Source organism: Paenibacillus sp. Marseille-Q7038 (genome assembly GCF_965111595.1).
The window spans coordinates 963,737-987,500 of record NZ_CBCOOM010000002.1 but is presented as its reverse complement, the minus strand read 5'-3'; the positions used below and the strand labels follow the sequence as shown (position 1 = coordinate 987,500).

General features: G+C 42.6%; 39 protein-coding genes and 2 pseudogenes. 2 read left to right on the top strand and 39 right to left on the bottom strand.

The features are described 5' to 3' along the window. Positions 1-40: 40 nt before the first annotated feature. Entirely contained in the window at positions 41-853 is an 813-nt protein-coding gene (gene pdaB / locus ACWPWY_RS21745; protein WP_454193628.1) for a polysaccharide deacetylase family sporulation protein PdaB, read from the top strand. Between the two features lie 16 nt (positions 854-869). Here the strand turns inward: pdaB and ACWPWY_RS21740 are convergent, their stop codons facing one another. Next, complete coding sequence (locus tag ACWPWY_RS21740) at positions 870-1,472, bottom strand: KinB-signaling pathway activation protein (RefSeq protein WP_454193627.1); 603 nt, start codon at positions 1,470-1,472, stop codon at positions 870-872. A 128-nt stretch (positions 1,473-1,600) separates the two neighbouring features. Here ACWPWY_RS21740 and gerD point away from each other — a divergent pair, with 128 nt between their 5' ends. Then, positions 1,601-2,365: a spore germination lipoprotein GerD gene (gene gerD / locus ACWPWY_RS21735; RefSeq protein ID WP_454193626.1), complete on the top strand. Its 765-nt coding sequence runs from the start codon at positions 1,601-1,603 to the stop codon at positions 2,363-2,365. A 99-nt stretch (positions 2,366-2,464) separates the two neighbouring features. Here gerD and ACWPWY_RS21730 read toward each other — a convergent pair whose 3' ends face one another. The 38 genes and pseudogenes from ACWPWY_RS21730 to rpsJ form a co-directional block, all read right to left on the bottom strand. After that, positions 2,465-3,574: a P-loop NTPase gene (locus ACWPWY_RS21730; RefSeq protein WP_454193625.1), complete on the bottom strand. Its 1,110-nt coding sequence runs from the start codon at positions 3,572-3,574 to the stop codon at positions 2,465-2,467. Between the two features lie 93 nt (positions 3,575-3,667). After that, positions 3,668-4,396 (bottom strand): N-acetylmuramoyl-L-alanine amidase CwlD, encoded by a 729-nt coding sequence (gene cwlD, locus ACWPWY_RS21725; RefSeq protein ID WP_454193915.1) that lies wholly within the window; start codon positions 4,394-4,396, stop codon positions 3,668-3,670. 120 nt (positions 4,397-4,516) lie between these two features. Next, positions 4,517-5,686, bottom strand: a complete 1,170-nt coding sequence (gene sat / locus ACWPWY_RS21720; protein WP_454193624.1) for a sulfate adenylyltransferase — start codon at positions 5,684-5,686, stop codon at positions 4,517-4,519. Between the two features lie 49 nt (positions 5,687-5,735). Beyond that, positions 5,736-6,428: a phosphoadenylyl-sulfate reductase gene (locus tag ACWPWY_RS21715; protein ID WP_454193623.1), complete on the bottom strand. Its 693-nt coding sequence runs from the start codon at positions 6,426-6,428 to the stop codon at positions 5,736-5,738. Positions 6,429-6,639: 211 nt separating this feature from the next. Then, positions 6,640-7,035 (bottom strand): 30S ribosomal protein S9, encoded by a 396-nt coding sequence (gene rpsI / locus ACWPWY_RS21710; protein ID WP_454193622.1) that lies wholly within the window; start codon positions 7,033-7,035, stop codon positions 6,640-6,642. Positions 7,036-7,054: 19 nt separating this feature from the next. Next, entirely contained in the window at positions 7,055-7,492 is a 438-nt protein-coding gene (gene rplM / locus ACWPWY_RS21705) for a 50S ribosomal protein L13 (protein ID WP_213535589.1), read from the bottom strand. A gap of 167 nt (positions 7,493-7,659) precedes the next feature. Beyond that, entirely contained in the window at positions 7,660-8,475 is an 816-nt protein-coding gene (gene truA, locus ACWPWY_RS21700) for a tRNA pseudouridine(38-40) synthase TruA (RefSeq protein ID WP_454193621.1), read from the bottom strand. Between the two features lie 175 nt (positions 8,476-8,650). Beyond that, complete coding sequence (gene rplQ, locus ACWPWY_RS21695) at positions 8,651-9,016, bottom strand: 50S ribosomal protein L17 (protein WP_160036628.1); 366 nt, start codon at positions 9,014-9,016, stop codon at positions 8,651-8,653. Positions 9,017-9,050: 34 nt separating this feature from the next. Beyond that, positions 9,051-9,995 (bottom strand): DNA-directed RNA polymerase subunit alpha, encoded by a 945-nt coding sequence (locus ACWPWY_RS21690; protein WP_160036627.1) that lies wholly within the window; start codon positions 9,993-9,995, stop codon positions 9,051-9,053. 133 nt (positions 9,996-10,128) lie between these two features. Then, the gene (gene rpsK / locus ACWPWY_RS21685) at positions 10,129-10,524 is read right to left on the bottom strand and encodes a 30S ribosomal protein S11 (protein ID WP_191804550.1); all 396 of its coding nucleotides are present in this window, start codon (positions 10,522-10,524) and stop codon (positions 10,129-10,131) included. Positions 10,525-10,543: 19 nt separating this feature from the next. Then, complete coding sequence (gene rpsM, locus ACWPWY_RS21680; RefSeq protein ID WP_191804548.1) at positions 10,544-10,912, bottom strand: 30S ribosomal protein S13; 369 nt, start codon at positions 10,910-10,912, stop codon at positions 10,544-10,546. 21 nt (positions 10,913-10,933) lie between these two features. Beyond that, positions 10,934-11,047: a 50S ribosomal protein L36 gene (gene rpmJ / locus ACWPWY_RS21675; RefSeq protein WP_003333770.1), complete on the bottom strand. Its 114-nt coding sequence runs from the start codon at positions 11,045-11,047 to the stop codon at positions 10,934-10,936. A gap of 158 nt (positions 11,048-11,205) precedes the next feature. After that, positions 11,206-11,421 (bottom strand): translation initiation factor IF-1, encoded by a 216-nt coding sequence (gene infA, locus ACWPWY_RS21670; RefSeq protein WP_036652996.1) that lies wholly within the window; start codon positions 11,419-11,421, stop codon positions 11,206-11,208. Positions 11,422-11,423: 2 nt separating this feature from the next. After that, a pseudogene (locus ACWPWY_RS21665) lies at positions 11,424-11,730 on the bottom strand (KOW motif-containing protein). Between the two features lie 130 nt (positions 11,731-11,860). Continuing rightward, positions 11,861-11,983, bottom strand: a pseudogene (locus ACWPWY_RS21660) (type I methionyl aminopeptidase); the annotation flags it as partial. A gap of 113 nt (positions 11,984-12,096) precedes the next feature. Then, the gene (locus tag ACWPWY_RS21655) at positions 12,097-12,741 is read right to left on the bottom strand and encodes an adenylate kinase (protein ID WP_191804544.1); all 645 of its coding nucleotides are present in this window, start codon (positions 12,739-12,741) and stop codon (positions 12,097-12,099) included. A gap of 111 nt (positions 12,742-12,852) precedes the next feature. Further along, complete coding sequence (gene secY / locus ACWPWY_RS21650) at positions 12,853-14,151, bottom strand: preprotein translocase subunit SecY (protein WP_191804542.1); 1,299 nt, start codon at positions 14,149-14,151, stop codon at positions 12,853-12,855. Next, positions 14,151-14,591: a 50S ribosomal protein L15 gene (gene rplO / locus ACWPWY_RS21645; protein WP_454193620.1), complete on the bottom strand. Its 441-nt coding sequence runs from the start codon at positions 14,589-14,591 to the stop codon at positions 14,151-14,153. The genes secY and rplO overlap by 1 nt, the downstream gene beginning before the upstream one ends. 47 nt (positions 14,592-14,638) lie before the next feature. Then, on the bottom strand, positions 14,639-14,824 hold the full coding sequence (gene rpmD / locus ACWPWY_RS21640) for a 50S ribosomal protein L30 (RefSeq protein ID WP_160036622.1): 186 nt from the start codon (positions 14,822-14,824) through the stop codon (positions 14,639-14,641). 12 nt (positions 14,825-14,836) lie between these two features. Next, positions 14,837-15,334 (bottom strand): 30S ribosomal protein S5, encoded by a 498-nt coding sequence (rpsE, locus tag ACWPWY_RS21635; RefSeq protein ID WP_191804538.1) that lies wholly within the window; start codon positions 15,332-15,334, stop codon positions 14,837-14,839. 26 nt (positions 15,335-15,360) lie between these two features. Further along, positions 15,361-15,729, bottom strand: coding sequence for a 50S ribosomal protein L18 (gene rplR, locus ACWPWY_RS21630; protein ID WP_211749529.1), 369 nt, complete (start codon positions 15,727-15,729; stop codon positions 15,361-15,363). Between the two features lie 119 nt (positions 15,730-15,848). Continuing rightward, positions 15,849-16,391, bottom strand: a complete 543-nt coding sequence (gene rplF, locus ACWPWY_RS21625; RefSeq protein WP_191804534.1) for a 50S ribosomal protein L6 — start codon at positions 16,389-16,391, stop codon at positions 15,849-15,851. 30 nt (positions 16,392-16,421) lie between these two features. Then, a complete protein-coding gene (rpsH, locus tag ACWPWY_RS21620; protein WP_160036618.1) occupies positions 16,422-16,820 on the bottom strand; it encodes a 30S ribosomal protein S8 in 399 nt (132 codons plus the stop codon). 31 nt (positions 16,821-16,851) lie between these two features. Continuing rightward, positions 16,852-17,037, bottom strand: coding sequence for a type Z 30S ribosomal protein S14 (locus ACWPWY_RS21615; RefSeq protein ID WP_074961883.1), 186 nt, complete (start codon positions 17,035-17,037; stop codon positions 16,852-16,854). A gap of 72 nt (positions 17,038-17,109) precedes the next feature. Next, on the bottom strand, positions 17,110-17,649 hold the full coding sequence (gene rplE / locus ACWPWY_RS21610; protein ID WP_191804532.1) for a 50S ribosomal protein L5: 540 nt from the start codon (positions 17,647-17,649) through the stop codon (positions 17,110-17,112). Between the two features lie 32 nt (positions 17,650-17,681). After that, entirely contained in the window at positions 17,682-18,035 is a 354-nt protein-coding gene (gene rplX / locus ACWPWY_RS21605) for a 50S ribosomal protein L24 (RefSeq protein WP_076315706.1), read from the bottom strand. Positions 18,036-18,103: 68 nt separating this feature from the next. Beyond that, the gene (gene rplN, locus ACWPWY_RS21600; protein WP_160036616.1) at positions 18,104-18,475 is read right to left on the bottom strand and encodes a 50S ribosomal protein L14; all 372 of its coding nucleotides are present in this window, start codon (positions 18,473-18,475) and stop codon (positions 18,104-18,106) included. A gap of 34 nt (positions 18,476-18,509) precedes the next feature. Continuing rightward, positions 18,510-18,776 (bottom strand): 30S ribosomal protein S17, encoded by a 267-nt coding sequence (gene rpsQ, locus ACWPWY_RS21595; protein ID WP_160036615.1) that lies wholly within the window; start codon positions 18,774-18,776, stop codon positions 18,510-18,512. 52 nt (positions 18,777-18,828) lie between these two features. After that, positions 18,829-19,026, bottom strand: coding sequence for a 50S ribosomal protein L29 (rpmC, locus tag ACWPWY_RS21590; protein ID WP_160036614.1), 198 nt, complete (start codon positions 19,024-19,026; stop codon positions 18,829-18,831). Continuing rightward, on the bottom strand, positions 19,016-19,450 hold the full coding sequence (rplP, locus tag ACWPWY_RS21585; RefSeq protein ID WP_160036613.1) for a 50S ribosomal protein L16: 435 nt from the start codon (positions 19,448-19,450) through the stop codon (positions 19,016-19,018). Before rplP ends, rpmC begins: the two co-directional genes overlap by 11 nt. A gap of 2 nt (positions 19,451-19,452) precedes the next feature. Then, positions 19,453-20,115 carry a 30S ribosomal protein S3 gene (gene rpsC, locus ACWPWY_RS21580; protein WP_454193619.1) on the bottom strand — a complete coding sequence of 221 codons (663 nt, stop codon included), beginning with the start codon at positions 20,113-20,115 and terminating at the stop codon, positions 19,453-19,455. Between the two features lie 13 nt (positions 20,116-20,128). Continuing rightward, positions 20,129-20,461: a 50S ribosomal protein L22 gene (gene rplV / locus ACWPWY_RS21575; protein ID WP_160036611.1), complete on the bottom strand. Its 333-nt coding sequence runs from the start codon at positions 20,459-20,461 to the stop codon at positions 20,129-20,131. A gap of 36 nt (positions 20,462-20,497) precedes the next feature. Further along, on the bottom strand, positions 20,498-20,776 hold the full coding sequence (gene rpsS / locus ACWPWY_RS21570; RefSeq protein ID WP_191804526.1) for a 30S ribosomal protein S19: 279 nt from the start codon (positions 20,774-20,776) through the stop codon (positions 20,498-20,500). Positions 20,777-20,851: 75 nt separating this feature from the next. Next, complete coding sequence (gene rplB, locus ACWPWY_RS21565) at positions 20,852-21,682, bottom strand: 50S ribosomal protein L2 (protein WP_191804524.1); 831 nt, start codon at positions 21,680-21,682, stop codon at positions 20,852-20,854. Between the two features lie 29 nt (positions 21,683-21,711). After that, the gene (gene rplW / locus ACWPWY_RS21560; RefSeq protein WP_454193618.1) at positions 21,712-22,002 is read right to left on the bottom strand and encodes a 50S ribosomal protein L23; all 291 of its coding nucleotides are present in this window, start codon (positions 22,000-22,002) and stop codon (positions 21,712-21,714) included. Then, the gene (gene rplD / locus ACWPWY_RS21555) at positions 22,002-22,625 is read right to left on the bottom strand and encodes a 50S ribosomal protein L4 (RefSeq protein ID WP_191804520.1); all 624 of its coding nucleotides are present in this window, start codon (positions 22,623-22,625) and stop codon (positions 22,002-22,004) included. The genes rplW and rplD overlap by 1 nt, the downstream gene beginning before the upstream one ends. A gap of 26 nt (positions 22,626-22,651) precedes the next feature. Next, complete coding sequence (gene rplC, locus ACWPWY_RS21550) at positions 22,652-23,275, bottom strand: 50S ribosomal protein L3 (protein WP_454193617.1); 624 nt, start codon at positions 23,273-23,275, stop codon at positions 22,652-22,654. Positions 23,276-23,313: 38 nt separating this feature from the next. After that, on the bottom strand, positions 23,314-23,622 hold the full coding sequence (rpsJ, locus tag ACWPWY_RS21545) for a 30S ribosomal protein S10 (protein ID WP_017692074.1): 309 nt from the start codon (positions 23,620-23,622) through the stop codon (positions 23,314-23,316). Positions 23,623-23,764: the final 142 nt, after the last annotated feature.

Below are 23,764 nucleotides of genomic sequence, written 5' to 3'. Positions count from 1 at the left end.
ATAAAAGTAAACGAATTGGTAAATGGAAGGAGCATCGATTATGAATTCATACTTCTATGTTTTAAATGGTCGAAAGATCAAGAAATTCCTCATTGTTTTCGCTGCAACAATCTTCACTCTTGGAATCATCTACGTGGAGACAGAAAATGTGTCCGTATTCTCTGAAGGCGGCGGTTCTCCAACCGCGGTTTATAGTGTTCCCACAGAGAAAAAAATAATCGCCCTGACGTTTGATATCAGCTGGGGTGATAAACGAACCGAACCCATTCTAAAAGTACTTGAAGATAAAAATGTACAAAAAGCTACTTTTTTTCTATCTGCCCCATGGTCTAAAACACACCCTGATATGGTCACAACGATTAAAGATGCCGGCTTTGAAATTGGCAGCCATGGATATAAACATGTAAATTACAGTAGTTTAACGGAAGAAGAAATCCAAAAGCAAATTTCAACAGCTCATTCTATTTTAACCGATGTCTCTGGAAAAGAACCGAGCTTACTCCGCCTTCCAAACGGGGATTTCGATAAGCGAGTACTACGCATTGCAGATAACCTTAATTATCAGGTTGTTCAGTGGGATACGGATTCCCTCGATTGGAAGAACCCCGGAGTGGATCAAATTGTGAATCGTGTTGTCAGTAAAGCCCATCCTGGTGATATTGTTCTTCTTCATGCCAGTGACTCTGTGAAACAAACTCATGAAGCATTACCTATTATTATTGACCAGCTTCGTCAAAAAGGATATGAGTTCGTAACTGTATCGGAATTAATCAATCAATCAAATGTAAAAGGTACCGAGGTACGTGATCAAGCCTTTATAGATCAACAAATTGAAGATGCAGCGGGACTGTAAACAAAAAGAGCTAACGTTAAGTTAGCTCTTTTGCTTTGAAATCCGTTCTTGATACAATTCGGTGAAGCATGAGAATCTGATATGTATTACAAGCAAGAAGCGGAATCACGGTAAAGGTGGTAGCTGCATTTTCCCCAATATTTAATACACCAATGGTCTCCACTATAGTTAATGCAATCATGAAAAATAAAGTCGGTATTAGGGCATTCCTATTTGTAGCTTTTACTTTGAAATATGCGGTTACAAGTGCAGTCGCTAAAATAATTAAGCTAAGCAACATATCAGTAAACCCTGTTTTACTATTATCCATAAATATACGGAAGAACATTAATTCAAGTAAGGCAAGAATCGTTAGAGCCAACTGAATATAATTCCATGTTTTTATAGAAAATGTGCCTCTCCCCATATAATTAAGGATTAAGTAAGCGAAAAAGCCAAGCTGTGAGTAGACACTAATCATCATACCCGCTCCGAATAAGATAAGTAGATACAATAAGAAATCCGCAGTACTTGATGGCTTGTACTCCCCGGTGGTGAGTATGAGTCCTGTTATTAATGATGCGATCCCACCGATACACAGGGTTTGCCAAAATAAATTGAACCATTTCCTTAAATTCAAATCTTTTCCACCTCCAAGTGTTTATTTTACCAACGATCTCTAAAAAACACCATGGCTTTACAGACATAAATCCCTTCCTTGTCCCACATACTACATTCAGTTATTCAGACAAAGGGGATGTGAAGCAATTGAAGTGGCATCGTATTAAATGTTTATGTATTGCAAGCAGTCTGGCTTTATTTTTATCTGGTTGTGGGTCTGATAATCCAAACGCTGCTCAACAGGGTAGTTATAAAGAAACAAAGACAATGGTCATTGATATTCTAAAAAGTGATGAAGGTAAAAAAGCTCTGGAAGAAGCTCTTCTCGGAGAGAGTGGTTCGGGCCAAAGTTCATCCAGCGAATCAGGTTCAGGAAGTGATTCAAGCGGTTCAGGAAATACATCTAAAGGGTTAGGAATAAAAATGCTTAATTCACAGAGCTCTTCAGATGAAATCAGAGTGGCCGTTAAAGACACCTTGTCTTCTCCTGAGTATAAAAAAGTATTCGAGGAAATTATGAAAGATCCTAAATTTGCTGGGGATTTTGCTAAAGTAGTCAATTCCCAAAGTAAACAAATTCATATGGAACTCATCAAAGATCCTTCCTATCAAAAATCGATGGAAGATATATTAAAATCGCCGGAAATGACTAAAATGTTATTACAACTAACCCAAACGGCCGATTATCGTAAACAGACAATGAGTGTTATGCAGGAAGCCATGCAAAATCCTATATTTCGGATGGAAGTTATGGAGCTGTTAAAGTCAGTCGTTAAAGAAGAACTCCAACCTAAACAAAGCGAAGGTGCCGGAGGTGACCAAGAAAAGAAAGACCAATCCAAGAGTCAAGGCGGTAAAAAAGAAGAAGGCGGCAGTGGTGGTGGGGGCAGTGGAAGTGGGAGTGGTAGCTAAGCATTACTTCGTTGTATAGTTAGAAAAAAAAACAAGGCCAAGCGAATCGCTTGGCCCTGTAAATATAAACGCACATGATTTTGTAATTACCGAAAAACTTTAGCCTTTAATTAAATGTTTGGCTACTTCATCATATATCTTACCGATCTCTGTATTTTCCTTATATACTGAGGGCGAAAAATCCGGTTCAGATATATGATTATCCGGAGAACCCAATGGGATTTGAGCAAGAAGTTCCGTGTGCAAGCTTTCTGCTAGTCGCCCTCCTCCACCTCTTCCAAATACATAATCTTTTGTACCACAAGCACCACACTCGTAGTAAGCCATATTTTCTATTACTCCAAGCAATTCATGATTAGTTTGGATGGCCATAGCCCCCGCTCTAGCAGCAACAAATGCCGCAGTGGCATGCGGTGTCGTTACTATAATTTCTTTGCTTTGCGGAATCATTTGGTGTACGTCTAGCGCGACGTCACCTGTACCCGGAGGCAAATCAAGGATCATATAATCTAAATCCCCCCAGTTTACATCACTAAAAAACTGTCGCAACATCTTGCCAAGCATCGGCCCTCTCCAAATGACAGGGTTGTTCTCTTGTACGAAGAATCCCATAGACATCACCTTCACACCAAAACGCTCAACCGGCTCAATTACTCCATCTATAAGTACAGGCGCATCTTCAATGCCCATCATATCTGGGACACTAAACCCATAGATATCCGCATCTATGATCCCTACTTTTTTGCCTTGTCTCGCCAGGGCAACAGCCAAGTTAACGGTGACCGTTGACTTCCCTACTCCTCCTTTACCACTAGCAATAGCGATAAAGGTAACTCCGGATTTAGGATCGAGCAATTCATGAGACTCCATACCTGCCGCATGTCCTTTTACAAGCACTTCATCATCGGTAGGTTCCGTTTCTTTTGTTGATTTCTGTTCAGAGCTGGGAAGAGATTCTTTTTCCGCATCTGATGCCAGGCGCATTCTTACATGGACCTCTTGTACGCCTGCTTCCTGAAGAAGAGCTGTGACATTATTTTTCAATATATTGCGAACGTTTTCATCATCGGTTAAACAAATCAAGGTTAAAGCCACACTGTCCTCTTTTACCATGATATCCCGAATAAACTGCAAATCTGTAAATAACAGACCGCTCATAGGCTCCTGCAAGGTAGAAAGTACTTCTAGTACCTGATCTCTTGATAACATGATAATTGCACCTCAGCTTTATCTATTGGCATGTATTTCACTCAGATCTTTTTCATACATGTCCATTATATCACTCACCGAGGTGCAGAGGGCTTACTTTTTCAATTTTTCACCAGACGTGTATCTTAAAATCCCTTTGTATACCGAAGCGGCCACTTTGCGTTGATACTCTTCTTCCGCAAGGAGTCTAGACTCCTCAGGATGAGAAAGAAAACCAACTTCTACTAATACCGCTGGCATTCTTAGCGCTTGCAGCAGATATACAGTGTTTACTGTTTTGGCTATTCGATCTGTGTTCTCGAGGTTCCTTCTTATCTCATCTTGAACAAGCGCAGCAAAATCTGCATTATCCTCATGATTAGGGTAATAGAATACTTGAGCACCACTCCAACGGTTTGAAGGAATACTGTTCATATGGATCGTAATGAAAAGATCTGCTTTTTTGTCATTAATCATTTTAACTCGTTGCTTTAAATCTTCTGTTTTCCGTCTCGAGTAAGATTTGGTGTCAGGGGGAGCTAGATCTACATCTCTTTCTCTTGTCATCACTACTGTGGCACCAGCTTGCTGCAAATAATCACGTAAGTAGAGAGCTACGGCTAAATTGATATCTTTCTCAATAATTCCTTGTTTGCTGACAGCTCCCCCATCAGGTCCTCCATGACCAGCATCTAGAGCTATGACCTTACCTGAAAGCGGCAGACTCCACGAACTCCATGTTTTCGATGCCGGGACCTCATACACTGCAATACAGATGAATAGTGCCAGCAAGAGAACACCTATCATCAGTTTTTTCATGGTGCTTACATGGATCCATACCATCAACTTGTTTGAACGCTGTTTACGCATAAAAAAGCCACCTCCGATCCCATAAATGACCATAATGATCTATATGGGACGAGGTGGACAAATATACCGTTCATATGGACAAACTGATGAAAACTAAGACGTAACGTGTTCCGTCATACCTTCAATCAATATTTGAGCAACTTCTGGACGTGTGAATTCAGGCGGCGGGCACTTGCCGTCACGGAGAAGGGCCCTAACTTTGGTACCCGACAAGGTCATATGATCTTCTTTACTATGCGGGCATGTTTTGGCAGAAGCCATGTTGCCACATTTTAAACAAAAGAAACTATGTTCAAAGAAAAGAGGAGTAATCCCAAGTTCCTCAGATGTAAAGTTAGTAAATATCTCTTGTGCCTCATAGGTGCCGTAGTAGTCCCCTACTCCAGCGTGATCCCGACCAACAATAAAATGAGTACATCCATAGTTTTTACGTACAATCGCGTGGAAAATAGCCTCTCTAGGGCCCGCATAACGCATTGCTGCTGGAAAGACACCTAAAAAGGTACGATCCGCAGGATAGTAGTTCTCAAGAAGCGCCAGATAACTGTTCATACGTACATCGGCAGGAACGTCATCTGATTTTGTTTCGCCTACCAACGGATTGAGGAATAAAGCATCTACAATTTCCATGGCACTTTTTTGAATATACTCATGGGCACGGTGAACAGGATTTCGAGTTTGAAAACCAACAATCGTTTTCCAGCCATTTTGTTGAAAAAGTTGCCGCGTTTGTTGGGGGTCAAAGTAGAACTCATTAAACTTAGCAGGTTGTTTACGGTTTAACACAAAGATGGGACCGCCAATATAAAAGGCAGAACGTTCAAACAGCTTTTTAACCCCTGGATGTTCCTGATCATTTGTCTTATAAACATTCTTCGCTTCTTTATCATGATCAACTTCATAAATGCTTTCTATCTTGAGGGTGCCGTATATAACATTGTCCTCTTGACCAGTAAGTGCAATGGTCTCACCAATTTGGAGGGTTTGTGCCGTATCCTGATCAACGTCAAGCGTAATAGGTATACTCCAAACGGTCCCATCTGTAAGTCTCATACCTTCTATCACTGACTGATAGTCTGCTTCATTCATAAAGCCCGTAAGCGGAGAAAAAGCCCCTACCCCTATTAGATCAAGATCAGAAATGGTCCAGTTGCTAATCGGTAATCTTTTTAGTTTCTCAGCGGATTGAAGCAATTCTTCCCGATTCCTATCTTCAACAATTCGATTCACTAATGTACCACCGTGAGGTAATATCGATGCCATGATCTCATCTCCCTATAGTCTATATACACTTTAGCAACGTAATAGTTATTTATTTATGAAGCCCACATTCGGTCTTATCATTGCCTGACCAACGCCCCGCTCGTGGATCTTCACCTGGCATCACCTGTCTAGTGCACTGCTCACAGCCGATACTAGGGTAGTTCTGATCATGCAATGGATTATAAATTAAATTATTTTCATTAATGTATTTCCACACATCCTCATTCGTCCATCCAGCAATTGGGTTGAATTTCATAAGTCCAAATTTCGTATCATACTCTACCTTCTTAGAGTTAGCACGAGTCGGAGCTTGATCTCGGCGAATTCCTGTAATCCACGCATCATATTGGGATAAAATACGGGTAAGTGGTTCTACTTTGCGAATGTTACAGCAAGCGTTAGGCTCTGAATTCCAAAGCTCTGGACCATGAGCAGCCGCTTGTTCATCAGGTGTCAGTTTGGGAGATACTCGAACAAAATCAATATGATAGCGTGCTACAAGTCGATCTCTTGTTTCATACGTCTCTTTAAAGTGAAAGTCTGTATCGAGATAAAAAATATCGCTAGAAGGACTGACTTTTTGAATCATATCCACTAAAACAACATCTTCCGCACCAAAACTACATGCAAATGTGATGTTCGGGAATGTTTCTACAGCGTAACGAATAATCTCTTCAGGAGAAGCATCTTCCAGTTCAATTGCTTTGTCTCTTGCCAACTCTTCTTTTTCTAACAGATTCACAATGATGACCTCCTACAGGGGTAATATTTTTTACACTAAACCGATATATATGATATGAATTACAATTAAGTATAAATATTTCCAGTTAGATGTCAATGCTATTTCCAAGGTAAACTGTCAGAATTAATAATGTTCACCTTATATTCCTACTATGTATATAGCAAAAAAAGTCCTCTCTTCCGAAGAAGAAAGGACTTTTGATCCGAACAGATTAACGTTTGGAGAACTGAGGTGCGCGACGAGCCGCTTTAAGACCGTATTTTTTACGTTCTTTCATACGTGGGTCACGTGTTAAGAAGCCAGCTTTTTTCAAGCTTCCACGGTACTCAGGATCTACTTTAAGAAGTGCACGGGAGATACCGTGACGAATTGCTCCTGCTTGACCAGTAATACCGCCACCGTGAGCAATAACGAGGATATCGTAGTTGCTTGTAGTTTCAGTCAGTTCAAGTGGTTGTTTAACGATCAGTTTGAGTGTTTCCAAACCGCCGAAATAATCGTTGATATCACGTTTGTTAATGACAATGCGTCCTTCACCCGGTATAAGGCGAACACGAGCTACCGAATGTTTACGACGACCTGTCCCATAGTATTGTACTTGTGCCATGAAACTGTCCTCCTTTTAATTATCCGCGAAGTTCGTAAACTTCAGGTTTTTGTGCTGCATGTGGATGTTCAGCGCCAGCATATGCTTTCAATCTAAGTTTCATTTGGTTACCCATACGTGTTTTAGGAAGCATGCCGTGTACAGCAAGTTCGATCATACGTTCAGGTTTGTTTTTCACCATGTCTTTTGCAACAGTGACTTTAAGGCCACCTGGGTGCATGGAATGACGATAGTATTTTTTGTTGTCCATTTTCTTACCTGTAAGAACAATTTTCTCAGCATTGATGACAACAACGAAATCACCAGTGTCAACGTGTGGAGTGAATTGTGGCTTATGTTTACCGCGGATCAGAGCCGCAGCTTCGCTTGCCAAGCGGCCAAGCGTTTTGCCTTCAGCGTCAATGATGTGCCAGTTACGCTCAACTTCACTAGGCTTAGCCATATAAGTGGTACGCATGAAAAGATCCTCCTTTAAATATCGCGTTCTTAATACGCATTAATTGTTATCATTTATATTCGTTAAAAGTTGCTGTTAGTTTGATGGATTTACGTGTGTTGCATATCGTTTACTTAAGTGGGGCTGTGGGAAAGCCATTAAGAAAACACAACTTATATATTACACGATTAAATGCTACTTCGCAAGACATTATCGCAGGTTTTTTTTAGGAGATTATCATACTCTACATTCCATAACATTAAACCCTTGCTAACCGCTGTAGGACCAGCTGCAGAGCGGTCTTGTGCAGCTAGGATATGTTTCATATCTTCAGGCTGACGTTTCCCTTCTCCTATTTCCAAGAGCGTACCGATAATAATTCGCACCATATGCTGAAGAAAACCATTACCGGTCAAATAAATATGAATAATACCTTGATCTCGCGGATGACTCTCTCTGCACATGGAAGTGTCTAGGTCCATTCGCGCTTCATATAAAGTCCTGACATGGGAATCCTTCGTTGAATGCCTGGATGCAAAAGAAGTAAAGTCGTGCGTACCTAGTAAGTACGGCAAACTTTCATTCATTGCCTTAATATCGAGCTTACCTGGATGGTGCAGCTGTATTCGGCGATTAAATAGATCTACAAATTGATTCGCATTAATCGTATAACGATAAGTCTTTCTTTTGGCAGAGCGCCGGGAATGAAATGAGAGTGGTACTTCATATGCATCTGTTATAAGGATGTCATCAGGAAGTCTTGTGTTAAGAGCCATGCACCAGCGTTCAAGAGGAATCTTGGACTCTGTGTGAAAGTGAAATACTTGTCCCCTTGCATGGACCCCAGCATCAGTACGTCCCGAGGCATGGATTTTGATTTCCTCTCCAGTCAGGTATTTAATCGATTTCTCGATAACATCCTGTATTGTGTTGCCAATGGGCTGTGTCTGAAAACCAAAGTAATCCGTTCCATCATAATTCACACGCATACAAATGTTCCGCATTATTCTCACCTCATCATACCATACTAATCACAGTAACCACTTCGTACTTGAAAGCACCACAATGAAAAAGAGCTCCTCTCGGAGCTCCTCCCCAAACTACAGCGTAGCGCAAGTGAAAAAAAGGGGCAGTTCAGAACCTAGATCCTGTCCACCCTTCCTTCACTCTCGCCTAATATTACACGCGGTCTACTAATTCCAAGTAAACCATAGGTGCAGAATCACCGCGACGAGGTCCCAGTTTCATGATACGAGTGTATCCGCCTGGACGCTCAGTGTAACGTGGTGCAATATCGCTGAACAGTTTTTGAATTGCATCCTGTTCACCATCAATTGTTTCACGGCGCACATATGCAGCAACTTGACGACGTGCGTGCAAATCACCTTTTTTAGCTTTTGTGATCAATTTCTCAGCGATAGAACGAACTTCTTTCGCTTTCGCTTCCGTCGTTTGAATGCGCTCATATAAGAACAGATCCGTTACGAGGTCACGGAACAATGCTTTACGAGCACTGGAGTTACGACCCAATTTTTGGTATGCCATGTTTTCCCCTCCTTCACTTCAAGCAATCGTGTTGCTACTCTTCTGTACGAAGACCCAAACCAAGCTCTTCGAGCTTCTCTTGCACTTCTTCTAAAGATTTACGACCCAGGTTACGTACCTTCATCATGTCCTCTTCAGTTTTCGTTGTAAGTTCTTGAACCGTATTGATACCAGCACGTTTCAAGCAGTTATAGGATCGAACAGATAGATCGAGCTCTTCGATCGTCATTTCGAGTACTTTTTCTTTTTTGTCTTCCTCTTTTTCGACCATGATTTCTGCATCTTTTGCTTCGTCTGTTAGACCCACAAAGAGCAGTACATGTTCAGTCAAGATTTTTGCGCCAAGACTTACCGCTTCTTCTGGACGGATGCTGCCATCTGTCCAAATTTCAAGTGTAAGCTTATCGTAGTTTGTTACTTGACCTACACGCGTATTTTCAACACCATAGTTGACACGCGCAATCGGGGTATAGATCGAATCCACAGGGATGACGCCGATCGGCTGATCATCGCGTTTATTCCGATCTGCCTGGACGTAGCCGCGACCGCGATTGGCATAAATACGCATGTGAAGTCTCGAACCTGGACCAAGAGTAGCGATATGAAGATCCGGATTAAGGATTTCAACATCACTATCCGCACGGATATCTCCGGCTGTAACAGCCCCTTCACCTTCAGCATCAATCTCAAGAATCTTCTCTTCATCAGAGTGAATCTTCAAAGACAAAGCTTTAAGGTTCAGAATGATTTCCGTAACGTCTTCCATTACGCCAGGAACTGTAGCAAACTCGTGCAACACTCCATCGATTTGCACCGATGTAACTGCCGCACCTGGAAGTGAGGAAAGCAAGATACGGCGAAGCGAGTTACCTAGCGTCGTACCATATCCGCGTTCCAGCGGTTCTACCACAAATTTGCCATAAGTGCCATCATCGTTGACGTCTACCGTCTCAATTTTTGGCTTTTCGATTTCTATCACTGCAATACCCCTCCTTCAAAACGTCGGTCCGATATGAAATATTTACCTTATCTAGTGTTACCATGTAGTATGCCTAAACAACCATTATTAACAGATTGTGCCGGATTATACCACACGAAGGGGGCAAATCTCATTAGACACGACGACGTTTTGGAGGACGGCATCCGTTATGTGGCACAGGAGTTACGTCTTTGATCAGGTTAACTTCAAGACCAGCAGCTTGCAAAGAGCGGATCGCTGCTTCACGGCCAGCACCTGGACCTTTAACCATAACTTCAACTGCTTTCATGCCATGTTCCATTGCTGCTTTAGCTGCAGATTCTGCTGCCATTTGAGCTGCGAATGGAGTCGACTTACGGGAACCTCTAAATCCAAGACCGCCGGAGCTTGCCCAAGAGATAGCGTTACCGTGTGGATCCGTAATAGTAACAATTGTGTTATTGAACGTGGAACGAATGTGAGCCACGCCAGACTCAATATTTTTACGGTCACGACGTTTAGTACGTACGACTTTTTTCGGTTTAGCCATTGTAGATTATCCTCCCTTCTTATTTCTTTTTATTTGCTACAGTACGACGAGGACCTTTACGCGTACGAGCATTTGTTTTAGTACGTTGTCCACGAACTGGAAGACCACGACGGTGACGAATACCACGGTAGCATCCAATCTCAGTCAAACGTTTAATATTTAAAGAAATTTCTCGACGAAGGTCACCTTCTACTTTAACCATTTTGTCGATACTTTCACGTAATTTGCTCACTTCATCTTCCGTAAGATCACGGACACGAGTATTCGGACTAATGCCAGTTTCGCTCAGAATTTTCTTGGAAGTCGTTGAACCGATTCCGAAAATATATGTCAAGGCGATCTCAACGCGTTTATCACGTGGCAAATCCACACCAGCTATACGAGCCATTTTACGCTACACCCCCTTCTATTAACCTTGTTTTTGTTTGTGTTTCGGATTTTCGCAGATGACCATTACATTACCTTTGCGGCGAATGACTTTGCATTTCTCGCAGATAGGTTTTACAGAAGGTCTTACCTTCATGTTGATTACCTCCTCAAAGTTTTACGATGAGTAAAACTGACTTCGAAAGCATGCTAACAGCCAGATGATACACAATCTATTTACATAGCGTACACTAGATTATCATACCATGCAAAGCTGATATAAACCTTCATCGTTATTTCAGAAAATAAGCCTTACTATTTACGATAAGTTATACGCCCTTTTGATAGGTCATAAGGCGATAACTGAACAACCACTTTATCTCCTGTCAGAATGCGGATAAAGTGCATCCGCAGTTTGCCGGAAACGTGAGCTAGAATTTGATGACCATTCTCAAGCTCTACTTTGAACGTTGCGTTGGGAAGCGGCTCAAGAACCGTTCCTTCCACTTCAATGACATCTTCTTTGGCCACAGTTAGTCTCCTTTCTCTTCAGCTTTGAACTTCGCCTACATTTAAGAACTGCTGAACTGCATAACGCAGTTTTCCGTTCGTTACCCGTCCAACTTCGTTTAAGCTGTTCACAACCTCGCTGCTAATCATCGGCTGGGGTTCCAGGTGAAGAAGGTTCTTCTTCTTTCGTCCGTCAAACTTACGTTTGTATCCGTCAGCAATATACACGAACCTGTTGTCCTCAACAGCAATGACTACTGCAATCTGACCGGCATCTCTGCCTCGAAGTATTTTTACGATCTGTCCGACTTGTGGGATCTTTTGATTCATCGTCTCATCTCCTACGCATCTCGCTTTCGTAAAAATTACATCCTGTCTGGTTAAGAACAAAAGAAAGTTCTTGAGCACACAGCACATTGTCATACGACATTGTATACAGTCGAACAATGTTCGACGCTTCATGCACTCTTCGTTCATCGACTGAAGTACAAATACTGGCAGGAAAACCGTTATAACCTGTGAAAGACGGCACAGCCCCTTGACTGCGATTATGTTGATCAGTCATTTGGTCAAGTTCTCCGGACAAAACCCGAGCAATACAATGACTCGAAGGATCCACCTGCACTAATGTGCGAGTTAATCTTGCATCACAGATTGATCCCAGTTCTGCATCGGACTTACAAATGATCATTACCATTAACCTCGCAGTAAGGATACGATCTCTTGCGACACCGCATGAATTTCCTGTTCCCCGTCGATTTGACGCAGAAGACCTTTGTTCTCATAAAACGTGAGGAGTGGTGCAGTTTTGTTGATATATTCGTCAAGACGTGTACCTACGCTCTCTTCATTATCATCAGAACGTTGATACAATTCGCCGCCGCATTTATCACAAATGCCTTCCTGTTTAGGAGGGTTAAAAACAACATGATACGTAGCACCGCAATTTTTACACAAGCGACGTCCCGTTAGACGAGCAAGAAGTTTATCACGGTCTACTTTCAAGTTGATGACATGATCCAAACCAGTATTAAGTCGATTTAGAATACCGTCAAGCGCTTCTGCTTGAGAAATGGTTCTTGGAAATCCATCCAATAGAAACCCTTTCTTGCAGTCAGGCTGCTGTAGGCGTTCTTCAACAATACCGATTGTTACATCGTCTGGTACAAGCAGTCCTTGGTCCATGTATTCTTTAGCTTTCATCCCAATAGGAGTTCCTTGTTTGATCGCTAAGCGGAATGCATCGCCTGTTGAAATGTGAGGAATGCTGAATTCATTTACAATTGCTTCTGCTTGTGTCCCTTTCCCTGCCCCAGGAGGGCCCATGAATAAAATGTTCACGTTATGTCACTCCCTCCAAGACTATCCCTTCAACAAGAAACAGCACAATAGGTGCCGGTTCTGGCAACAATCAAATAAATGATTAGCTGCTTTCAATACCGGAACCTATGGCTACTTATTGATGAAACCTTTGTAATGGCGTTTAATCAATTGACTTTCGATTTGTTTGGTCGTATCCAGCGCTACACCGATTACGATCAGCATGGATGTACCTGCAAGTTGTGCAACTTGCGGCAAACCAGAAAGCGAACCTAAGAATACAGGTAGAACGGAGATGACAGCCAAGAACAAAGCTCCGGTCATAGTCAAGCGAGTCATGACACGGGACAAGTATTTCTCAGTTGCTTTACCCGGGCGAATGCCTGGGATGTAACCACCATTCTTTTTCATGTTATCGGCCATTTGTTGCGGGTTCATCTGCACGAAAGTGTAGAAGAACGTAAAACCGATAATCATAAGTACATAGAGTACCATACCAAGCGGTTTGTCATAAGACAAATTAGCAGTTACCCAATCAGCCCAGCCATAATTAGCCCAGAATGAAGCAATGATGACAGGGAACTGAAGAAGTGATACAGCAAAAATGACTGGGATAACACCCGCCGCATTAATTTTCAGCGGAATATGAGTGTTTTGTCCACCGTACATTTTGTTACCTACAACACGTTTAGCATATTGAACCGGAATCTTCCGAATCGCTTGCTGGATGTAAATAACCCCTACTACTGTTAACAGGAGAACTAGTACCACTATGATCACTTTAAGTGCATTCATGAATACTTGATCAGCCTGGATAAATTCAGATTCAACTGTTGTACGGATCACATTAGGAATCGTTGAAACGATACCTGCAAAGATAATGATGGAAATCCCGTTACCAATACCTTTTTCAGTAATTTGTTCACCGAGCCACATGAGGAATGAAGTACCTGCAGTCAATACGATTGCAATGACAATATAGTCAATGAATGTTGCATTCGGCACCATTTCCTGTCCATACAACCGGTTAAAACCGATAGATGTACCAAAAGCCTGGATTAACCCCAAAATTACTGTACCATAACGCGTGAGCTGCGCAAGTTTTTTCTTGCCATGCTCACCTTGTTTAGCCCATTCCGCTAGTTTCGGAATAACATCCATCGACAGAAGCTGTACAATGATGGACGCTGTAATATATGGCATAATCCCGAGCGCGAAGATCGAAAATTGGAACAACGCTCCGCCCGAGAATGTGTTTAGAAGACCAAACAATTCTCTGCCTTGCGAATCTGCCGCAGTGAATACTTCTTTGTTAACTCCGGGAACCGGAACAAAGGAGCCAATGCGATAGATTATCAGAACAAAGAGAGTGAATAAAATCCGTTTACGCAGATCTTCAACTCGCCATATATTCTTTAAGGTTGTGAGCATTAGATCACCTCGGTTTTACCGCCGGCAGCCTCGATTTTCTCTACCGCAGATTGAGAGAACTTGTTAGCTTTAACTGTCAACTTCACAGTAACATCGCCATTACCCAGAATTTTGATTCCGGATTTTGTGTTTTTCACAATACCCGAATTAACCAAAATTTCTGGAGTTACTTCTGTACCTGCTTCAAAACTGTTCAGATCTTCAAGATTCACAATCGCATACTCTTTACGAGTAGGATTCGTGAAACCGCGTTTTGGCAGACGACGATACAATGGGTTTTGTCCACCCTCGAAGCCTGGACGTACACCACCGCCAGAGCGAGAGTTTTGACCTTTATGACCGCGACCTGAAGTTTTACCCATACCGCTGGAAGTACCGCGTCCAACGCGTTTGCGTTCTTTGCGGGATCCAGGTGCTGGAGAAAGTTCATGTAACTTCATCGTTCGTTGCACCTCCTTAATGATTTGTGGGACAAGTCCCTTACGAATTATTCTTGGATTTCTTTAACAGAAACCATGTGACTTACTTTATTCACCATACCGCGGATAGCAGCATTATCGTTATGAACCACAGTTTGGTTGATCTTACGAAGACCGAGTGTATTAACAGTCGCTCTTTGTGACTCATTACGTCCGATCAAACTGCGAACGAGGGTAATTTCCAATTTAGCCATGAGATTCCCTCCTTAGCCCCGAAGCTCTTCGACAGTTTTTCCACGCAATTTCGCTACATCTTCAGCGCGTTTCAAGCGGGACAAACCTTCCAAGGTCGCATTGACCATGTTCATGGAATTCGAAGAACCCAGTGATTTTGTCAAAATGTCACCTACACCAGCAAGTTCCAGAACGGCACGTACTGGTCCACCAGCGATAACTCCAGTACCTTCAGAAGCTGGTTTCAAAAGAACACGGCCAGCGCCGAACTTACCAGTGATCATGTGAGGAATAGATGTTCCTACGATTGGTACATAAATCAGATTTTTCTTAGCATCATCAATACCTTTGCGAATCGCATCAGGTACTTCGCCAGCTTTACCAATACCAGCTCCAACCCAGCCGTTGCCATCGCCGACAACAACTAGTGCGCTGAAACTGAAACGGCGTCCGCCTTTTACTACTTTAGCTACGCGATTAATATTTACAACTCTTTCAGTGAGTTCTAAAGTGTTAGGATCTACACGCAAGTCGTTAACCTCCTTTTAAAAATATCTTAGAATTCAAGCCCTGCTTCACGAGCAGCATCAGCTAATGCTTGAACACGTCCATGATAAAGGTAGCCACCACGATCGAAAACGATGTTAGTGTATCCTTTTTCTTTTGCACGTTTAGCAACGAGTTCGCCAACTTTACGAGCTGCTTCTACGTTACCACCGTTACTGATTTCGCCACTGATTGCTTTATCTACTGTTGATGCGGATACCAGGGTTACACCTGCTACATCATCGATCAATTGAGCGTAGATATGCTTGGAAGAACGGAATACGTTCAAACGTGGACGTTCAGCTGTTCCAGAAATTTTACCACGAACACGGATATGTCTTTTCAGACGTACTTTGTTCTTATCTTGTTTAGTAATCATCTTCGTTTCACTCCCTTCAGTTTGCCTTTAAAGCTTCATATTAAGACGCACAGGGTATATTAGAAACACGAGCATATCGCCACCATATGATAGGGACGAGGGAAAAGCGGTAAGAAAACTTATTTCTTCTTACCGGCTTTACCTTCCTTACGGATAATGCGCTCGCCTTCATATTTAATCCCTTTACCTTTGTAAGGCTCAGGTTCGCGAACAGAACGGATCTCAGCTGCATATGCACCTACACGCTCTTTATTGATACCGCGAACGATGATTTTTGTGTTCGTAGGAACATCGAACTCAATGCCCGGTTCCGGAGTGATTTCTACCGGATGGGAGTAACCTACGTTCAGTACAATCTTATCTCCAGATTTGCTTGCACGATATCCGACCCCAACCAGCTCTAGAGATTTTTCGAAACCTTCAGTTACACCACTCACCATGTTACTAACAACGGAACGAGTAGTACCGTGTAGGGAACGATGGAGTTTGTTGTCAGAAGGACGAGTTACAAGAATTTCATTATTTTCAACAGTTACCTTCATATCTTTATGAAGTTCACGTGTAAGTGTACCTTTAGGACCTTTTACCGTAATAACGGTGTCATTCAAAGTGACTTCTACGCCACTTGGTACAGTAATTGGTTTGCGACCAATACGGGACATGTGTTGCACCTCCTTGTTTTGTGACTTATATTACCATACGTAGCAGATAACTTCGCCGCCAGATTTTGCTTGACGAGCTTCTTTATCTGTCATTACGCCTTTGGAAGTAGAAATGATCGCGATTCCGAGACCGCCAAGTACGCGAGGTACTTCATTGCTCTTCGTGTAAACACGTAGACCTGGTTTACTGATTCTTTTCAGACCAGTAATAACACGCTCGTTGTTTTGTCCGTATTTCAAGAAGATACGGATGATTCCTTGTTTGTTATCATCCACATATTCAGCATCACGGATGAAACCTTCACGCTTCAGGATTTCAGCGATTTGTTTTTTCATCGTCGAAGCAGGCATTTCTACCGTTTCGTGACGAACTGTGTTCGCATTACGAATGCGAGTAAGCATATCTGCAATTGGATCAGACATAGTCATTGTGTGTAACCTCCTTCCCGTTCAGGACTTTTTACCAGCTTGCTTTTTTCACGCCAGGGATCTGGCCTTTATAAGCTAATTCACGGAAACAAATTCTGCAAATTTTAAACTTCTGCAATACAGAATGTGGACGACCACAACGTTCGCAACGAGTATAAGCACGAACTTTATATTTCGGTGTACGTTGTTGTTTAACTTTCATTGAAGTTTTTGCCACTTAGCCTGACACCTCCTAAATAATTTCGGAGAATTCGGGGTCTGTCAAGGACTCCCGGATACTATTAGTTTCTTACTTTGCGAAAGGCATTCCGAGTTGAGTAAGCAATTCGCGAGACTCTTCATCGGTTTTAGCCGTAGTTACGATTACGATATCCATACCGCGGACTTTGTCCACTTTATCATACTCAATCTCAGGGAAGATGAGTTGCTCTTTAAGACCAAGTGTGTAGTTACCACGACCATCAAACGCTTTGTTTGATACCCCTTGGAAGTCACGTACACGAGGAAGAGTAATGTTGAACAATTTATCAAGGAAGTGGTACATACGCTCGCCGCGCAGTGTCACTTTCACCCCGATTGGCATGTTCTCACGTAGTTTAAAACCAGCGATTGATTTTTTAGCTTTTGTGATAACTGGTTTTTGACCAGAAATCAGCTGCAAATCATTCACAGCGGAATCAAGCACTTTGGAGTTTTGGACAGCGTCGCCCACCCCCATGTTGATAACCACTTTCTCGATTTTAGGAACTTGCATTACTGAGCTATATTCAAACTTCTGCACCAAAGCAGGAGTTATTTCATTTAGAAAACGTTCTTTCAATCTTGCCATGAATTATGGACCTCCTTTCTCATTCGGTTACATTAGTCGATCGATTCTCCGGAACGTTTAGCAACGCGTACTTTTTTGCCGTTGTCCAAAACTTTGTAACCAATACGGGTTACGTTTCCGCTCTTCGGATCAATATGCATCACGTTCGATACATGGATTGGAGCTTCTTTCTCGATGATGCCGCCTTGCGGATTAAGCTGGTTAGGCTTTTGGTGTTTTTTCACGAGGTTAACACCTTCTACAAGAACACGGTTTTCACGAGGATAAGCTGCGATGACACGGCCTTTTTTGCCTTTGTCTTTACCGCTGATCACCATAACAGTGTCGTCTTTTTTGACGTGCAACTTGTTGTTATGAGATTCCAAGACCTTTTTCACTTTTGCCATTTCGTACACCTCCTATGACTTGCGTGAACAAGCTATAAATCAATCCTCAGAAGGATTAAGTTGTGTTATTAGATAACTTCTGGAGCCAAGGAAACGATTTTCATGTAGTCTTTTTCGCGAAGTTCGCGAGCAACTGGTCCGAAAATACGAGTTCCACGAGGGCTTCTGTCTTCTTTAACTACCACTGCTGCATTTTCATCAAATGCGATGTAGGATCCGTCTTTACGACGAACAGAACGTTTTGTGCGAACCACAACTGCTCTTACCACATCACCTTTTTTGACAACGCCGCCTGGTGTTGCTTGTTTGACAGAACAAACGATAAGGTCTCCGATTGAAGCTGTACGACTACGTCCCGTACCACCCAGTACGCGGATACACATCAGTTCCTTCGCACCAGAGTTGTCTGCTACAGTCAAACGTGTAAATGGTTGAATCATCTTGTTTTCCTCCTTTCAGCCAAGCTGAAAATCATTAAATGATAATCGCTTTTTCCACGACTTCAACAAGTCTCCAGTTCTTGTCTTTCGACAAAGGACGAGTTTCCATGATTTTAACAACATCACCGATTTTAGCAGTGTTATTTTCATCATGTGCTTTGAACTTTTTAGTGTACTTGATGCGTTTATGGTACAAATCATGCTTTTTGTAAGTTTCTACAGCAACCACAATTGTTTTATCCATTTTGTCACTAACCACTTTACCGACTTGCACTTTACGTGCGTTGCGTTCTTCGCTCATTGTTGGGCCTCCTTCCTCAATTACAGACGGATTGTCCATCCGGTACTATATATTAGCTAATCCCAAGTTCTCTTTCACGGATGATCGTTTTAGCACGTGCAATTTCTCTACGTACGTCACGAATACGAGTTGGGTTATCAAGCTGACCGGTAGCGAGTTGAAAGCGGAGGTTAAAGAGTTCTTCTTTAAATCCGGCAATCTTTTGCTCAATTTCAGCAGTGGTTAGGTTGCGGAATTCACTAGCCTTCATTTACTTCACCACCCAATTCTTCACGTTTCACAAACTTCGTTTTGATTGGCAGCTTGTGAGCAGCCAGACGCATTGCTTCACGAGCAACATCTTCTGGTACGCCAGAAAGTTCAAACATGATCTTTCCTGGTTTAACTACAGCAACCCATTTCTCAACGTTACCTTTACCACTACCCATACGAACCTCTAGAGGCTTTTGAGTGATTGGTTTATCAGGGAAAATTTTAATCCAAACTTTACCACCACGTTTGATATAACGAGTCATCGCGATACGAGCTGCCTCGATCTGACGGTTCGTAATCCACGCTGGCTCAGTAGCTTGCAAGCCATATTCGCCAAAGTTCAGTGTAGTTCCGCCTTTAGCTTGGCCTTTCATGTGTCCGCGTTGTTGCTTACGGTGTTTAACACGTTTTGGTACCAACATGATTAGTTGCCTCCTTCCTTGACAGCTTTCTTAGCCGTAGGAAGAATCTCTCCACGATAGATCCATACTTTTACGCCCAGACGGCCGTAAGTAGTATGAGCTTCAGCTGTACCGTAGTCAATGTCGGCACGAAGCGTATGCAGTGGAACAGTTCCTTCGCTGTAGCCTTCAGAACGTGCGATCTCAGCTCCGCCAAGACGTCCGCCTACTTGTGTTTTAATTCCTTTTGCACCAGAGCGCATAGTTCTTTGAATTGCTTGTTTCAGAGCACGACGGAAAGAAACACGGCGTTCCAATTGTTGTGCAATGCTTTCAGCAACAAGAATTGCGTCAAGATCTGGTTGTTTAATTTCAGAAATGTTGATGTGAACTTTTTTACCGCCTGCAATCTTCGTGATTTGACCACGGAGAATTTCAACTTCGGATCCACCTTTACCGATAACCATTCCTGGTTTAGCAGTATGGATCGTTACATTGACACGGTTAGCCGCTCTCTCAATTTCAATACGAGATACTGCGGAGTCTTTCAATTTGTTTTTCAGGTATTCACGAATTTTTACGTCTTCAAGCAAAAGATCACCGAAATCTTTGCCTGCGTACCATTTGGATTCCCAGTCACGGATAACTCCGATACGGAGCCCGATGGGATTTACCTTTTGTCCCACACGTTTTCCCTCCTTATTTTTCGGATACCACCAAAGTAATGTGGCTGGTGCGTTTATTGATACGACTTGCACGTCCCATTGCACGAGGGCGGAAACGTTTCATAGTCGGTCCTTGGTTTACATAAGCTTGTGAGATAACCAGATTGTTAATATCCAAAGAGTAATTGTGCTCTGCATTTGCAATAGCAGAGTTGAGCAATTTCTCAACTACTGGAGAAGCGGATTTTGGAGTGTGACGCAGAATTGCGATCGCCTCGCCCACTTGCTTACCACGAATCAAGTCAACAACAAGTTGAACTTTACGAGGAGCAATCCGAACAAACTTGGCATGTGCTTTTGCTTCCATTGTTTAACCTCCTCTCAAACATTAGCGCTTGATCATTTATCTTCTTGTTTTCTTATCGTCTGCTGCATGACCTTTGTAAGTACGCGTAGGAGCGAACTCACCCAGTTTGTGTCCAACCATATCTTCCGTTACATATACAGGAACGTGTTTACGGCCGTCATACACACCAAACGTATGTCCAATGAATTGTGGGAAAATTGTAGAGCGACGGGACCAAGTTTTGATAACTAGTTTCTTCCCGGACTCGTTCAAATCTTCAACTTTTTTCATCAGGTGTCCATCAACAAATGGCCCTTTTTTTAGACTGCGACTCATGTGTAAATCCTCCCTTCATCCAATGTTCTCGTTCATTCACGATCGCGCGCGCGAAGTTATGCACAGTAATGTGTATTACTTCGTGCGGCGGCGAACGATGTATTTGTCAGAAGCTTTGTTTTTCTTACGTGTTTTGTATCCAAGAGTTGGTTTACCCCAAGGAGACATTGGCGATTTACGACCGATTGGAGCTTTACCTTCACCACCACCGTGTGGGTGATCGTTAGGGTTCATTACAACACCACGGACTTCAGGACGTCTTCCGAGCCAGCGGCTACGGCCTGCTTTACCGATTTTGATCAATTCGTGATCTTGGTTACCAACGGATCCGATTGTAGCACGGCAAACTTTAAGAATGCGACGAACTTCACCAGATGACAAACGAACAGTCACGTATTTTTCTTCTTTACCAAGAAGTTGTGCTTCTGTACCAGCTGCGCGAACCAATTGGCCACCTTTACCTGGTTGAAGCTCAATGTTATGAATAACAGTACCTACTGGGATATTTTCAAGAGGCAAAGCATTACCTGTTTTGATATCTGCAGTTGGTCCAGATTCGATTAGATCTCCTACTTTAAGTCCTTTTGGAGCGATGATGTAACGTTTCTCACCATCTGCGTAGTTGATCAGAGCAATATTAGAAGTCCGGTTAGGGTCGTACTCGATTGTAGCAACGCGGCCCGGTATTCCATCTTTAGTACGTTTGAAGTCAATGATACGATATTTACGTTTGTGTCCGCCGCCATGATGACGAACCGTAATTTTACCTTGGTTGTTACGCCCTGCTGTTTTGCTCAGCGGAGCAAGCAACGATTTCTCAGGCTGGTTAGTCGTAATTTCTTCGAAAGTGGATACGGACATATTACGTCTAGCCGGAGATGTCGGTTTGTACTTTTTAATTGGCACTGAATTTCCCTCCTTACTTTAGCAGTTTCTTATACAGTCTCAAAGAACTCAAGTGCTTTGCTATCTGGAGCGAGAGTTACGAAAGCTTTTTTCCACTCTGGAGTATAGCCAGAGTAACGGCCGTAACGTTTCAACTTACCAGGTACGCGAAGTGTGTTCACGTTTTTCACTTTAACGTTGAAGATTTCTTCAACAGCAGCTTTGATTTCCGTTTTATTTGCACGAATATCTACTTCGAAAACATATTTCAAATCAGCCATCATATCAGCTGTACGCTCAGTGATTACTGGACGTTTAATGATATCACGAGGATTTTTCATTACGCAAGAACCTCCTCTACCATCTGTACTGCTTCTTTTGTAATGATCAGTTTGTCGTACGTAAGTACGTCAAGAACATTAATGCCGTCAGCCGCAACAAATTTCACACCTGGAATATTTCTCGCGGAAAGAGCAACATTATCATCATAGCCTGAACCAACGATCAAAGCTTTGCGATCTACTTTAAGATTGTTCAAAATAGCAGCAAATTCTTTAGTTTTCGGTGTGTTCAGTGTAAGAGCATCCAGAACGATGATTTCGTTGTCGATTACTTTAGAAGACAATGCGGATTTAATCGCCAGACGACGAACTTTTTTAGGTAGTTTGAAAGCGTAACTGCGCGGAGTTGGACCGAATACAGTACCACCACCTACCCATTGTGGTGCACGGATCGAACCTTGACGAGCGCGACCTGTACCTTTTTGTTTCCAAGGTTTACGTCCACCGCCACGTACTTCAGAACGTCCTTTTACTTTGTGTGTACCTTGACGAAGGGAAGCGCGTTGCATAACAACAGCATCATGAAGAACGTGAGTGTTCGGCTCAATTCCGAATACTGCGTCATTCAATTCAACTTCTCCTACTTGGCTACCACTGACATTATAAAGTGCTACTTTTGGCATTTTGTGTTCCTCCTTTCCTTAGGTGATTATTTCTTCACCGATTCTTTAATTTTAACGAAAGTGTTTTTCGGTCCAGGAATAGAACCTTTAACAAGCAATACGTTACGTTCAGCGTCTACTTTAATTACTTCAAGACGTTGAATTGTAATTGTTTCGTGTCCCATGTGTCCTGGAAGGTGTTTACCTTTAGGTACACGGTTCGCTTGAATGGAACCCATGGAACCTGGTCCTCTGTGGTAACGGGAACCGTGAGACATCGGGCCTGTTCTTTGTCCCCAACGTTTGATAACACCGGCGAAACCTTTACCTTTAGAAATACCAGTTACGTCAACAAATTCGCCTTCTGCGAAGATGTCTGCTTTAATTTCTTGGCCAACCTCGAATCCCGCAAGATCAACACCGCGGAGTTCGCGAACGTAGCGCTTAGGAGCCGTATTAGCTTTTTTCGCATGTCCTGTTTCAGGTTTGTTAGCATTTTTTTCTTTCTTATCGGCATAACCTAGTTGTACAGCTTCGTAGCCGTCGTTTTCCAGGTCTTTCTTTTGCAAGACAACAGATGGGCCTGCTTCGATAACCGTTACAGGAATTACGTTACCTTCTGGTGTAAATACTTGCGTCATGCCTAGTTTTTTACCTAAGATACCTTTCATGTTGACACCTCTTTTCCTTCATTAATACGAGTTTGATATTACAATTTAATTTCGATATCTACACCGGACGGTAGATCCAAGCGCATCAAGGCATCCACAGTTTGTGGAGTTGGGTTCACAATATCGATCAAACGTTTATGTGTACGTTGTTCGAATTGTTCACGAGAATCCTTGTACTTGTGTACCGCACGAAGAATAGTAATGATTTGTTTTTCAGTTGGAAGCGGAATCGGACCGGATACACCTGCACCCGAACGTTTTGCCGTTTCTACAATTTTCTCAGCGGATTGATCAAGAATCCTGTGGTCGTAAGCTTTCAAACGAATACGAATTTTTTGCTTTGCCATTTTAGTCCCTCCTTTTATCGCCCAATTTAATATCGGACATACTCCGTGAAAATTTTCTAACCCACTCTCCCATGGCAAAGGGGCCGGGTGTGTCAGTAACCTCTCACATCATCGCAACGTCACAGAACAACATTTATTATTA